Annotated in this window: 9 protein-coding genes, 1 rRNA gene and 2 riboswitches; all 10 genes read right to left on the bottom strand. The window is 37.6% G+C overall.

The window, feature by feature from the left end:
- Window positions 1–93 (bottom strand): 16S ribosomal RNA (locus tag BM260_RS15995); the annotation flags it as partial.
- 560 nt (window positions 94–653) lie between these two features.
- Window positions 654–1,985 carry an NCS2 family permease gene (locus BM260_RS15990; protein ID WP_093538348.1) on the bottom strand — a complete coding sequence of 444 codons (1,332 nt, stop codon included), beginning with the start codon at window positions 1,983–1,985 and terminating at the stop codon, window positions 654–656.
- Window positions 1,986–2,076: 91 nt separating this feature from the next.
- Window positions 2,077–2,178, bottom strand: a riboswitch (purine riboswitch).
- 296 nt (window positions 2,179–2,474) lie between these two features.
- A complete protein-coding gene (locus BM260_RS18520; RefSeq protein ID WP_093538347.1) occupies window positions 2,475–2,624 on the bottom strand; it encodes a hypothetical protein in 150 nt (49 codons plus the stop codon).
- Window positions 2,625–2,963: 339 nt separating this feature from the next.
- Window positions 2,964–4,517, bottom strand: a complete 1,554-nt coding sequence (gene guaA, locus BM260_RS15980; protein WP_093538346.1) for a glutamine-hydrolyzing GMP synthase — start codon at window positions 4,515–4,517, stop codon at window positions 2,964–2,966.
- Between the two features lie 142 nt (window positions 4,518–4,659).
- A riboswitch (purine riboswitch) is annotated at window positions 4,660–4,761 on the bottom strand.
- Window positions 4,762–4,795: 34 nt separating this feature from the next.
- Window positions 4,796–6,997 (bottom strand): transglutaminase domain-containing protein, encoded by a 2,202-nt coding sequence (locus tag BM260_RS15975; protein ID WP_093538345.1) that lies wholly within the window; start codon window positions 6,995–6,997, stop codon window positions 4,796–4,798.
- Window positions 6,994–8,199 carry a DUF58 domain-containing protein gene (locus BM260_RS15970; protein WP_093538344.1) on the bottom strand — a complete coding sequence of 402 codons (1,206 nt, stop codon included), beginning with the start codon at window positions 8,197–8,199 and terminating at the stop codon, window positions 6,994–6,996. Before BM260_RS15970 ends, BM260_RS15975 begins: the two co-directional genes overlap by 4 nt.
- A complete protein-coding gene (locus tag BM260_RS15965) occupies window positions 8,196–9,146 on the bottom strand; it encodes an AAA family ATPase (RefSeq protein WP_093538343.1) in 951 nt (316 codons plus the stop codon). Before BM260_RS15965 ends, BM260_RS15970 begins: the two co-directional genes overlap by 4 nt.
- A 163-nt stretch (window positions 9,147–9,309) precedes the next feature.
- Window positions 9,310–10,137, bottom strand: coding sequence for an ammonia-dependent NAD(+) synthetase (gene nadE / locus BM260_RS15960; protein ID WP_093538342.1), 828 nt, complete (start codon window positions 10,135–10,137; stop codon window positions 9,310–9,312).
- Window positions 10,137–11,621, bottom strand: coding sequence for a nicotinate phosphoribosyltransferase (locus BM260_RS15955; protein WP_093538341.1), 1,485 nt, complete (start codon window positions 11,619–11,621; stop codon window positions 10,137–10,139). Before BM260_RS15955 ends, nadE begins: the two co-directional genes overlap by 1 nt.
- A 239-nt stretch (window positions 11,622–11,860) precedes the next feature.
- Window positions 11,861–14,056 (bottom strand): outer membrane protein assembly factor BamB family protein, encoded by a 2,196-nt coding sequence (locus tag BM260_RS15950; protein ID WP_093538340.1) that lies wholly within the window; start codon window positions 14,054–14,056, stop codon window positions 11,861–11,863.
- Window positions 14,057–14,109 lie beyond the last annotated feature (53 nt).

Below are 14,109 nucleotides of genomic sequence, written 5' to 3'. Positions count from 1 at the left end.
AGAAGAAGCAAGCTTCTTCGTCATTCGCTCGACTTGCATGTATTAGGCATGCCGCCAGCGTTCGTCCTGAGCCAGGATCAAACTCTCCATAATAGTTCGCTTCCGGTATGCAGAGCACATCGAAAGCGAACAAATTAGAACTAGTTTAAAAGCTCATTTTGTTTTGCTGGCATCATCATTAAATGATGTCAAAAATTGTTTTGCTCTCATCCTAACAAGTTAGTTGAAAGCTATGTTTCTTAACGTTTTGCATGTTCAGTTTTCAATGTTCATGTTGTTTAAGTTGTCGTCTTGTTTCAGCGACCTTTGTATCTTAACACCCTTTTGCTACCTTCGTCAACAGCTTTTTGTAAAGTTGTTGTGTAAAATATAATAACACTTTTTTCTGATAAATGCAACAATTAAATAGAGTTAATAGGAACCCTTTTAAACGCTAGGTTTCTATGAAAATAACGACACTTCCTTTAAACTCAAATCTATCTAGATTCCTAATTATAATATTTAAGATTCTAATTAAAATAAGTTAGAACAAAGAGATAATACCCTCTTTAGTTTTCAAAGTTTAGTAAAGTTAGATGAATTTATCATAAGGTGCATCTATATAGAAGAAACAAAAAAGAGAAGCACAATGCTTCTCTCTTGTTTTACTATTTTTATAAGAAGATAAAGTAACAAAGGAATATAACCCATAAACCATACATAATCGGATGGATTTCTTTAATACGCCCTGCTACGATCATTGTAATTGGGTAGAATAAAAATCCAATGGCGATACCAGTTGCAATAGAATAAGTTAATGGCATTGCAATGATTACGAAAAACGTAGGCACTGCAACTTCGAATTTTTTCCACTCTATATTTCCTAAAGCAGAAACCATCAATACCCCAACTATTATTAACGCCGGCGCCGTTACATAAGAAGTAACTACACTTAATATTGGATAGAAGAATAATGCTAATAACATCAGCACTCCCGTTACTACTGCCGCGAAACCTGAACGCGCCCCAGCTGCAACACCAGCTGTTGATTCTACATAACTAGTAGTAGTGGAAGTACCCGCTACTGCTCCAGCTGTAGTAGCTATTGCATCTGCTAGTAACGCTTTACCAGCACGTGGTAATTTATTGCCTTTCATTAATCCCGCTTGGTTAGCAACAGATATCAATGTTCCAGCTGTATCAAAGAAGTTTACAAATAAGAAAGTAAGCACTACAACTAAGAATTGTGTAGTTAATAAAGAAGTTGGATCATTAAAAATTGGATCAAGTGCAGCTCCAAATGTTGGGCTTACATCTGGAATACTACTTACGATTCCGGATGGTAGTGGCACTAGACTGAAAATCATACCAACGATTGCCGTAATCAGCATTCCGTAGAATATTCCACCTTTAACGCCTTTCACCATCATAATTACTGTAATAACAAGCCCAAAAATCGTTAATAATATGTTAGGGTCTGCTAAATCTCCTAAACCAACAATTACAGAAGGATCACTTACGATAATCTTAGAGTTTTGCAAACCTACAAAAGTGATAAACAAACCAATGCCAGCACCCACTGCATACTTTAGTTCGGTTGGAATTGCGTTTATAATTGTTTCACGAATGCCAGTTAACGATAGAAGTATAAAGATTACTCCTGCTACAAAAACGCCAGTTAAAGCAATTTGCCATGAGATTCCAAAATCTAGTACTACTGTAAAAGCAAAAAATGCGTTTAATCCCATACCTGGTGCTAGTGCAATTGGGTATTTCGCCAGTACTCCCATTAATATAGAACCAAGACCTGCTGCAAGAGCAGTAGCTGTAAATACTGCACCTTTATCCATATGCATGGAATCTGGTAATCCCTCTATCCCATCAAGCGAAAGGATCATCGGGTTTACTATAAGAATATACGCCATAGCTAGGAAAGTTGTTAACCCTCCAATAATTTCACTGCGGTAATTAGTCCCTAATTCTTCAAACTGAAAATACTTTTTCATGATTTCCTCCAGTTATTGTCTGTATAACAGAAAAAAGCATACGACTAGTAAATCAGTCGTATGCTTTAGTATCTCAAGTAAGGGAAGAATTATCCTTCTTCCTCTTAATCGTAGTCGAATCATTTACGGTGATTCGGTAGAGACTTTTGGGCCTTATTCCCAACGTTATACGACGACATATTAAATTATATATGTAATATAACATCATTATTTTAGAAAATCAATACTAAATCCGAACGTTTTTATATAAAAACTTAATATAGTTCGTCATTATGACATTTCTAGTATTTCTTACTAATTCAAATACTCCTCATACTTACTACTGTAATCAAGAGCTAATTAGTAATTTCCATTTTAAATAGAAGGAGTATGTATTATATTAAAAACTGAAAGACTATTATCCATTTATAAATTCAAATAACTCTATCTCCAATAACTGGAATAAGAAAAACACAGGAAAAGGTTTACCCTCCTGTGTTTTCATTTATATTATTTTTCCGTTTGGTTTTGTTTCTTTTTCAAATACTCTGCCCGTATTTTTTCTAGCTGCTGCTTTTTATCAAATTTGGCAGGCTTGTTTTTTTCATGATAACTTGCCACAGCTGCCTGACCTTTATTATCCAAAAGATATTTTCCCACTTTGTTCACCCACTTTTCTTGTCTGTAAAGAGAATCTATTCAACAAATATAATATACCTTATTTTACGGAATTAAACCCTATTAGCTTAACACTAATCTAAAGATTAGATTTACGGTACTGAATGTACTTCTTCATATGAATCAACTCCAATGCTTTAATACACATCTCTACATAATACAGTTTCCTGATTCATTTTGAAACCTTCCTTCGGTTCAATGATTCAGAACATAAAATAAGACCTCCCTTTAATCATGAATTACATGAATAAAGGAAAGTCCTATTTTGAAACGATCACTCATAACCTTTAAATCCTTGATATAAGATTTTAGTGTTTGGTCCTATTCCCACTCAATCGTAGCTGGTGGTTTACTCGTAATGTCATACAGTACGCGGTTGATGTGAGACACTTCATTGACTAAACGAACAGATACTTTCTCTAGAACGTCCCATGGGATACGTGCCCAGTCAGAAGTCATTCCATCAATAGAGGTTACTGCACGGATACCGATTGCGTAATCATATGTACGTGCATCACCCATTACACCAACGCTGCGGATGTCTGGAAGAACTGTGAAGTACTGCCAAATATCACGATCAAGTCCGGCTTTGGCGATTTCTTCGCGAAGGATGAAATCAGATTCACGAACGATTTCTAACTTTTCTTCAGTAATTTCACCTAATACCCGAATTCCTAAACCAGGTCCTGGGAAAGGTTGACGCCAAACGATTTTTTCATCAATACCAAGTTCTAATCCTAATGCACGCACTTCGTCTTTAAACAATGTTTTAAGTGGCTCAATTAGTTTGAACTGCATATCTTCTGGCAATCCACCAACATTATGATGAGATTTAATCGTTTGAGCTGTTGCAGTTCCAGACTCAATAATATCTGTATATAGCGTACCTTGTGCTAGGAAATCCATACCGTCTAACTTAGAAGCTTCCTCGTCAAATACGTATATAAATTCATTCCCAATAATTTTGCGTTTTTTCTCTGGATCTGAAACCCCAGCTAATTTGTTCATGAAACGTTCGCGAGCATCAATTTTAATAACATTCATATTAAAACCTTCTGTGAAAGTCTTCATTACTTGCTCTACTTCACCTTTACGGTTTAAGTTATGGTCCACAAACATACATGTTAGTTGGTCTCCAATTGCTTTATGGATTAGTACCGCAACTACTGAAGAATCGACTCCACCACTTAGTGCACAAAGAACTTTTTTATCCCCAACTTCTTGGCGAATGTTTTGGATTTGCATCTCTACAAAGCTTTCCATGGACCAGTCACCTTTAGCATGACAAATATCAAATACGAATTGACGTATTAACTCAATCCCATAAATAGAATGTCTAACTTCAGGATGGAATTGTACAGCATAGAAATTTTTTGCTTCGTTTGCCATTGCAGCTACTTCACAAGATGGACTTGTTGCAATAACTTCAAAACCCTCAGGAGCAACTGTTACATGGTCTCCGTGACTCATCCAAACGACTTGGTTTTCTGGAAGTTGTCCAAATAAAGGAGTTGCGTTTTTCACATTGATCTCCGCTTTCCCATACTCGCGATGAGAAGCTTTTTCTACTTTCCCACCAAAATGCTGAGACATTAGCTGCATACCGTAGCAAATACCTAAAATTGGAACACCTAAGTCATAGATTGCAGAATCGATATGGAATGCATTTTCATCGTAAACTGAATTAGGTCCGCCTGAGAAGATGATCCCTGTTGCATTTACTTTTTTCAATTCTTCTGCTGTAACTGTATGTGGCAGTAGTTCACTGTAAACACCAAATTCACGAATACGACGTGTAATTAGTTGGTTATATTGACTACCGAAATCCAAAACAACTATCTTTTCTTGTTCCTTTAATAATGGTGTTAAAGTCATTAGTTCCACCTCTTCTGATAATAATCCAAACGTACCCTCAATCTAATAGAATGATAAAAAAACGCGTAAGAAAGCATACCTCCTCTTTCTACGCGTTTATGTTCTCTACATCAAAAAGGTGAATGCATATGCCTAAAAAAGACATGACTGCATTCACCTTCATAGTCAAGTTGTTAATGGCAACTTGGTAGAAACATCCGAACCATATTATCGGACATATACGAGGGCAACATTGGTCATTTAATTTGACTTTAGTTTACAGGTAGTTGCCCTCAAAATCAACCGCTAAGCTGATTGATTAAATATTCCCAACTTTCTCTCATCGACTCATAATTTATGCCCTCTCGATTATTACCATATAAGCCTTTTTCATATGCATCTGTTAATTTACGCATATGTGTTTCTCCAAAGCCAGAATCTACATATTTTGCATAAGCAGATAGCGTCTGTCCTTGCTCTCTCTTCATTCCATATGCATCTAATTGTTTCAATAGCTGATGATACATTTTTTCAAATGTATCCCAGTCGTTTTTCCGCATTCGGCTCACCGGTATTAACACTTTGGATAACCACTTTCTTCGATAACGATAGGCTAGCATAGAAAGCAATACTAAACCGAGTAGTGTCCATAATATAGGTGCTTTGTTATTAGAAATCCATTTAGCAAAGCTACTCATGATTTCTGTAAAACCTTTGGAAACTTCCTTCTTATCTTTTTCAGCTTGAGGCTTTTCTGGAGTCTCCTTAGGTGTATTTTCCGGTGTTTCCAACTCATCTTTTTCATTGTCTATATCATAATTTAAATTGACAGCATTCGTAAATCCAATTGTAGGCTCGAATGTCATCCATCCAGTACCTGGAAAATAAGCTTCTACCCATGAGTGTGCATTATTGTTTGTCACTTCATAAACTGGAACTCCATTATCACGTTCAACTACGTCTCCCGGTGCAAACCCCTTCACCCAACGTGCAGGAATTCCTTCCGAACGCAACAATACAACCATCGAAGTGGAGAAGTTATCACAATAGCCGACCTTCGTATCAAATAAAAACTGATCGACATAATCGGTATCACCTTCTGGAACTGCCGCCAAATCCTGATTGTAGCTAAAACCATTTAATCGGAAATAGCGTTCAATTGCTTTTGCCTTATCATATAAATTATCGGTATCTGCAGTAATAGAAGTTGCCAAATCCTTTACCCTTGAAGGTAATGTTTCTGGAAGCTGCAAATAGCGATCGAATTCACTAGACAATCCTTCTAAGTTTGCAGGCGCCGTATCCCTAAGTGCTTTTAAGCTATAGATTGGCTCGTTATAGGTTACTTCATAGGTTCCAACAGGTACTTCATTGTCTCCATTAAATGTATATAGTTTTTGATTTCTTTCATTCATTTTTAAAGAAATAGGCTCCATTGAGTCAACCCGCTCGATTCCATAAGGCTGCATGATAAAAGGATACGGTTGAGACATATAGATTCTAGCTATTAACGACTCACCTTCTGTCCCAGGTGCAATATCAGATTGAATCGGTTCTCCCAACCCGTAGTTCGAAAGGCTTGGAGGCTCTGTTGCTGAATTTACCCAGCCTTTAGAAGTATACATGTCCTTCGTTTCAATCTTCCAATATTGCTTCGTTGGACTAGTCGCATAAAATACGGGAGTATCATCGCTCGCAAAGGCTCCTCCCAAGCGCTCATCATTTTCTCCATAGCCGACTTTTTGTATTCCTCCACCAACACCTTTTCCATCTTCCCTATTATCTGCATTTGGACTGGTCGATAATAGAAAAGGCACTGGATCTGGCCAACTAGGACCTGCTTTTGGCAAAACGTAAGCGAGGGCACTACTAATAACTATAATACTTAACAAACTTCCAATACTTGCTACTATAAATGCACCATGTATTTTCTCATGCCCCGATAACATTTTTTGAGCATATAATAAGCCCAAAATGAGGAAGCCAGATATTAACACGGTAACAATACTTTTCTCTCCACTATATGGACTAAATGTATCTAAGATTGTTATAAATAAAACGGTAAACAAAAAGAATAACATTAAGTTTTTACGTACTCGTATCCAATAGTTTAATAGATACGTAGTCATCCATAATAAAATGAAAAATAAAAATGTTCGGAAGGGGTCTGTCGCCTGTACCCAATCTTGACTTATAAGAGAAGCGATATTTCCTACGAACATCCCCCAAATAAACTTCAATGCCTCTATTGATAAGAAAGATAGATCTGTATAGATATGTATAATTACCCAACAAATAAATACTAACTTAACAGGAAATGCATATACCCATTTCAATTTTATAAGATAAAACAAAAAGGAGATTACTAAATACCAACCAAATAAGCTTAAAAAACCTGTACTCGTTAACTCGATAACTGGTTTTAACCATTCCATCATTAAGATAAAAACAAAAGAATAAATAAGTATAGATATTATTGTTTGCTGCACTTTGTTACTCATGAACGTTTCACCTCCAAAAAGGCTTGGGCAAAGCGATCTTTCGTAATCGACTGTACTTGAAAACCTCTACTTGCTGCATACTTGTACATAGCATTCTCTTCACTCGTATTTTTTTCATTTTTGGATTTTATGACAAAACAAGTACACGCTCGTAAGTTTGTTGCATTTTTTTGTACATTATCCATCCATTCATAAGTTAGACTACTAGTCACATATAAAAGAGTTGTCGCATTGGATAATGATCGGTCATGCAAAATTACTTGCTCTAGTGGCTTCGTTAAATCGTCTTTTACCTTTGTTAAATGATATAGCACTCGTTGAAGATGCTGGTCAGTTTGAACTTCAGGCAAGAACAATCGTTCCTCTCCAACCGAGAGAAATGCAGAGGATGCCTGATGCTTTACAATTGCTTGCATCATTGAGGCTGTTAAGTCGACCACTTCCTCAAACAGAGGAGAAGGCGTTCGGTCCATCACCACGAACATATCCTGGGATTGACGATCTTCGAATTCTTTTGTTTTTAGTGTTTGTGTTCTGGCGAAAGACTTCCAATGAATCCATGATACACGATCACCCGATTGGTATGATCTAACGCCAGTTGCCATTGATGTATCTTTCATAGCTTGAATTCTAGAAGCAGCTGCTCCTTGGTCATATCTCGTTTCAATTGGAATGTAGACCATCTCAGTCAAGTTTGGAAATACGAGAATTGTCTTAGAATTTGTTACAAATACTTCTTTTTTCACCCAACCAAATAAATCGCTTACTACAATGCTTGTCCCTTCTAAAACATGCTCACCACGTGGAATATGCTCTATTTCATAAGTCCATCTAAATTCTTTTTTCATGCCCCAAAAGGTAAGCTGTTTCCATGAAGCTTCTGTAGCAAGAGAAGAGCTTACTTTTTCCTCCATTTGAACGTACATTAGTGGAAAACGACTTTTTCTCGTCACCTGAATAGTTGCTGAAAACCTTCCACCACTTTGAACTTTACCTGTTTCAATTATTCGTTCCACAACGATATCGTTCAGTGAATTCATATATAATAACAACGAATATAAAGAAATAGGGACGATCAAATAAAACAAAAACCAGCTAACAAACCCTCCCTGAAACATTGCATACACAAAAGCTACTACTATGAGGAATAGAACGCCTACTACCCCTCGAATCTTGTGCCATCGATTGAGCAAATGCTTCATTGACTTATTTTCCTCTTAATAGGAACCGGAGTCCTCTTCACAATTCGTGCAAGCACCTCTTCAGAGGAAATTCCATCATAACGTGCCTCAGGGCGTAAGATGACACGATGTCCAAAAACATAAGGCATCAAATATTGAATATCATCTGGGTTTACATAGTCTCTACCATGAAGCAACGCAAGACCCTGCGACGCGCGCATTAATGCAATAGATGCACGTGGACTTACTCCTAGATAAATATATGTATCCTGTCTTGTACGATTAGATAGTTCAACGATATAGCTCTTTATTGTTTCATCTACTGTTACTTGCTTCACCTTTTTCTGAAGTTCGATTAACTCTTCTAGAGAAATGACAGGCACCAATGTATCAATCGGTGACGCATGTTCTAATCTATTTAATACTTCAATTTCTTCGCTTGGATGCGGATAACCCATCTTTAACTTAAGTAAAAAACGATCTAATTGGGCCTCTGGTAACGGGTAGGTCCCTTCATGTTCAATCGGATTTTGTGTCGCCATTACAAAAAATGGTCTTGGAATCGGCATAGTCACTCCATCAATGGTAACGGAAGCTTCTTCCATCCCTTCTAGTAGCGCAGATTGCGTTTTTGGGGATGTACGATTGATTTCATCCGCAAGCACTATATTCCCCATAATAGGTCCAGGTCTAAACTCGAACTCCATTTCCTTTGGATTGTAAATAGAAACCCCTAATACGTCCGAAGGCAATAAATCCGGTGTGAATTGAATTCTTTTAAAATCTGCTCCAATAGATTTGGCAAGCGCCCGCACCATCATCGTTTTACCTACACCGGGTACGTCTTCTAATAACACATGTCCTTGCGCTAATAATGCAACTACTGCAAGTTCCGCAATATCTTTTTTTCCAATCATTACTTTTTCTATATTTCGAATAATCGTTTCTATCTGTGCTCGTTCTCTCATCATTCTCCCCCTAAAATTACGTATAAATTGACTTGCGTGAAAATTTTTACAATACGCTATAAGCATACCCAAAATTTGCCTTAAGTACAAATAGAAAACAAAAAAGTCGAGCTGCCTTTTTACTCGACAGTTCGACTTTCTATTTATACATGAGACTTTGTTATTATTTCCAAAAATCATCAAAAATGGTGACTGGCATATTACGTTTATGCATGGACCGAATATAGAAACCTTCAATTTTTTCTTCCGATTCCTTCGATACCGTTTTACCTTCTAAATAATCATCAATTTCATCATATGTTACGCCAAGCGCTACTTCATCCGGTAAAGCCGGTCTGTCTTCTTCCAAATCTGCAGTCGGAATTTTCTTATAGAGATGTTCAGGACAACGTAATTCTTTCAAAATTAGCTTACCTTGACGCTTGTTTAAGCGGAAGATTGGCGTAATATCTACTCCACCATCTCCGTATTTTGTATAAAATCCTGTTACGGCTTCTGCTGCATGATCCGTACCAAGGACCACGCCATTGTGCATAGCTGCTATAGAATATTGAGCTTTCATACGCTCTCGAGCCTTTTCATTCCCTTTAGCAAAATCAGATAGGCTCACTCCACCCTCCACTAAAGCCTTATCACTAGCATCCACAGCTTCTTTTATATTGATCGTAATACGTTTACTTGGCTTGATAAAATCCAATGCATCTTGACGATCCGTCTCATCAAATTGAATACCATACGGTAAACTTACTGCTATAAATGAATATTTATCCTCACCAAGCTCTTGATTTAATTCATCGACTGTGAGCTGAGCAAGTTTCCCTACTAATGTAGAATCTTGACCTCCAGAAATACCTAAAACCATACTTGTTAAAAAGGGGTGTTTTTTTAAATAGTCCTTCATAAAATCAATACTAATACGTATTTCTTGTTGTACATCAATGGTTGGTTTCACTTTTAACGCTGCTATAATTTCTTGTTGTTTAGCTGACATTAATACCTACCTCCATTTTGGTCAATAATATTATGTTCCATGTCCTTAATCTCTTGAATATTACGCATTTTATTGTCCCAACATCTTTGGCTCAAGTCCACTGGATACTCCTCCGGATTTAGAGAGCGTTTATACTCTTCCCACAATAGATCCAGGTTGTCATGCGCATATTTCCGAACTTCCGATAACTCAGGGATTCGATAAATAACTTCCCCATTTTCAATCACTTTTTCATGTAGATCCCTTGCTTCAAAATTGGTTACAAATTTAGAGACAAATGTATGCACTGGATGGAACATCTTTAAGCGTTCCTCATGTGTTGGATCTTCATCGTGCATTGTAATATAGTCACCTTCTGCTTTACCATTTTCTTTATCAATAATTCGATATAGTTTTTTCTGGCCAGGCGTTGTCACCTTTTCAGTAGTGGAAGAAATCTTAATCGTGTCTTCCATCACTCCTGCCTCGTTTGCAATAGAGACAATTTTATAAACTGCTCCAAGTGCTGGTTGATCGTATGCAGTGATTAACTTCGTTCCGATTCCCCAACTATCGACTTTGGCACCTTGTGCTTTTAAGTTCAAAATAGTATATTCATCTAAATCATTGGAAACAACAATTTTAGCATTAGGGAAGCCAGCTTCATCTAACATTTTTCTAGCTTCCTTCGATAAAAATGAAATATCACCTGAATCTAAACGAATACCGATAAAGTTAATCTTATCTCCCAGTTCTTTCGCTACTCTTATAGCTGTAGGAACCCCCGTTTTTAATGTATTATATGTATCCACCAAAAATACGCAATCTTTATGGCGCTGCGCATACGAATGAAATGCTTCATATTCATTTTTATATGCTTGCACTAGTGAATGAGCATGCGTTCCAGTCACAGGAATTCCAAACTTTTTCCCAGCACGGACATTACTAGTTCCATCTATTCCTCCTATGTATGCAGCTCGAGTACCCCAGATGGCTGCATCCATTTCTTGCGCTCGTCTTGAACCAAACTCCATAGCTATTTCATCTTTAAGCACTTGTTTAATACGAGAACCTTTTGTCGCTATTAACGTTTGATAATTGACGATATTAAGCAGGGCCGTTTCTACTAGCTGCGCTTCCGCAAGCGTAGATTCAATGCGAATAATCGGTTCATTCGGAAATACTAGCTCCCCTTCAACCATTGAATATACATTTCCGGTAAAACGAATAGTACGTAAATAGGCTATAAAGTCCTCTCTGTATCCAAGCTCTTCTTGCAAATACTCTAAATCACTGTCGGTGAAGTGAAAATCACGCAAATAATCTAGACATCTTTCTAGTCCTGCAAAAATGCCATATCCATTACCAAATGGGAGTTTGCGGAAAAACAATTCAAATACTGCTTTCCGTTCATGCATATTATCTGCCCAATAGGTTTCCACCATATTTATTTGGTATAAATCAGTATGTAAGGCTAAACCGTCATCTGGATAATTTTTCTTCATAAAAATCCCCTTTTTCATAACTATTGAAATAAGTATACACTATTTACCCTTTTTCTTTGCAAATAATCCTATCCCAATAACGCTTACAATTTCGGAAAAAACCTGACGTTTAGGTGTGACTTATTATCCTAGAGAGAATGATATCTAATCTAATTAATATTAGTTGTTTTAAAAACAGAAAAAGCTACTCAATAAGTTTGAATAACAACTTAATGAATAGCTAGTATTTTTTGGTTTTATTATTCTCCCATTGGAGAAATTACATCTACAACATAGGCTGCAACTGCTTCGATTTCTTCAGCGGTCAGCGTATCTTTAAACGAAGGCATGGAAGTACCACCCTCTTCAATACGTGCTATAACATCATCTCTGCTTACAGCAACTTCACTATTTTGTAAATTAGGTCCATTATGGCCGTTTGCGCCTTGGTTACCATGGCAAGCTAAACAGTTTGCATCATATACAGTAATCCCTTTATCAGGATTTGCACTCACTGTGTCCCCTTCAGTCGGCTTTTCTGCCGTTTTTGTACTTTTCGCTGGGAACTTAATTACTTGCCCTTCTGGTAAATCTCCACCTAATTTAAATGTGTAGATCTTATCTCCATGCTTACTACCTGCAAGTGCATTACCCGCAGCATATATACTGATGTATTGCTCACCATCAATTTCATACGTAACGGAAGGTGCATTTGCTCCTGCATCCATCATGTATTCCCAAACTTGATCGCCCGTTTTTGCATCGTATGCAATCAAACGGCCGTCATTATGTCCAACAAAAACAAGATTTCCTTTAGTAGTTAACACTCCACTATACGCTTGAGTATCCCACTTTTGCTGCCAAGCAATTTTGTTAGTTTTTACGTCGATCGCAGTGACAGTCCCCCGAACTGGAGCATCTAAAATTGGTCCAAAAATACTTCCAAAGTATTGATCTCCCTCTTTAAATTCTTCCAACTCACTTCTTTCAAAGGACATATATGTGTCATTACCTAATACATAAAAGTACTCGGTATCCGGATTATAAGCTGAAGGTGGCCAGTTTGCTCCACCAGTTGGTCCTGGCTTAAGTGTAATTGGAACATCCCAAAATGGTGTAAAGATACCTCCAATTTCACCTGTGAAATCAGATGATAGATCATTCTTCACATCTTCCTCTGTCACAACCTGAGGAACAAAGGCATCTCCAACAGGAAACGGTTGCGTTGCTGCCGTTTTTTGACGTTCATCCTGCGGTACAGGTTTTTCTTCTATACCAACAAGCGGCGTTCCATCGGCACGGTCTAATAGATAAACCCAACCAGTTTTACCGGCCTGCCCAAGCCCTTTTCTCATTTTCCCATCCATTTCTACATCATAAAGAACGACTGGGTTTGCTGGATCCATGTCCCAAATATCATGATGCACTTCTTGGAAATGCCATACATATTGGCCGTTTTCAGCATTCACCGCGACGACCGAATTGGCATATAAATTATCCCCTTCACGGTTACTTCCATCTAAATCTGGAGCAGTATTTCCAGTTGCAAAGTAAATGTACCCCAGTTCAGGATCAACGGATGGAGTATTCCATACCGGTCCTCCACCTGTTAACCAAGCGTCACTATCTGCTGGCCATGTATCTCCGTTTATATCACCCGGACCAGGTATTGTGTAGAAACGCCAAACTTCAAAACCTAAATCTGCATCATAGGCCATTACACGTCCACGAATACCATATTCCCCTCCAGCTACCCCCGTATAGACTTTCCCATTATAGAATAGTGGTGCACTAGTGATCGTGTAACCTTCTTCCCACTCAGCTACTTTAGTTTCCCATAATACTTCTCCTGTCTTTTGGTCGAGTGCGATTAAACGTGCGTCCAGTAATCCTACAAATACTTTTCCGTCACCGACCGCAACTCCACGAGTCGTCCAACCACAGCATACTGTATCCATTTCTTGCGGTATATCCGGATTGTATACCCATAATTGTTCTCCAGTTTTAGCATCTATAGCGAAAACATCATTTGCTCCAGTAGCGATATACATAATACCATCAACTACAATAGGAGTTGCTTCTCCAGAATATTTACCTTCTGCTCCTGACCCTCCTAAGCTACTAACCCAAGTTGGTTTTAAATCACCAATATTTTCAGTAGTGATTTGGTTTAGCATCGAATAACGTCTGTTGTAGTAATCTCCACCATTTGTAACCCAATCCTTAGAAGAATATTCTACCTTAATATCTGATTGAGATGGACTTGGAGCCACCTTCGAATGAGCTTTTGTATCACCCTTATCTCCTTGGACTACCTCTTCTACATTTGAAACATCTGAGTCCGCTACTTCTTCAACTACGTCCTCACGAGCTAAAAAGTACAGACCAAAGATTATTACAAGAGTAATAATTGACCCAACAAAAATTTGTTTCCATACTGAACTTTCATTTCTCATACTTTTCACCCCTTCGTTCACAATTTAGACATATATTACATTACTATTATACT

This window comes from Psychrobacillus psychrotolerans (genome assembly GCF_900115805.1).
Lineage (GTDB): Bacteria > Bacillota > Bacilli > Bacillales_A > Planococcaceae > Psychrobacillus > Psychrobacillus psychrotolerans.
The sequence above is the reverse complement of the archived record's forward strand: the minus strand, read 5'-3'. Positions and strand labels throughout refer to the sequence as shown.

Coding starts and splice junctions, on each gene's coding strand:
- BM260_RS15990 (WP_093538348.1), bottom strand. CDS start 1,985: ATGAAAAAGTATTTTCAGTTTGAAGAATTAGGGACTAATTACCGCAGT.
- guaA (WP_093538346.1), bottom strand. CDS start 4,517: ATGACTTTAACACCATTATTAAAGGAACAAGAAAAGATAGTTGTTTTG.
- BM260_RS15975 (WP_093538345.1), bottom strand. CDS start 6,997: ATGAGTAACAAAGTGCAGCAAACAATAATATCTATACTTATTTATTCT.
- BM260_RS15970 (WP_093538344.1), bottom strand. CDS start 8,199: ATGAAGCATTTGCTCAATCGATGGCACAAGATTCGAGGGGTAGTAGGC.
- BM260_RS15965 (WP_093538343.1), bottom strand. CDS start 9,146: ATGAGAGAACGAGCACAGATAGAAACGATTATTCGAAATATAGAAAAA.
- nadE (WP_093538342.1), bottom strand. CDS start 10,137: ATGTCAGCTAAACAACAAGAAATTATAGCAGCGTTAAAAGTGAAACCA.
- BM260_RS15955 (WP_093538341.1), bottom strand. CDS start 11,621: ATGAAGAAAAATTATCCAGATGACGGTTTAGCCTTACATACTGATTTA.
- BM260_RS15950 (WP_093538340.1), bottom strand. CDS start 14,056: ATGAGAAATGAAAGTTCAGTATGGAAACAAATTTTTGTTGGGTCAATT.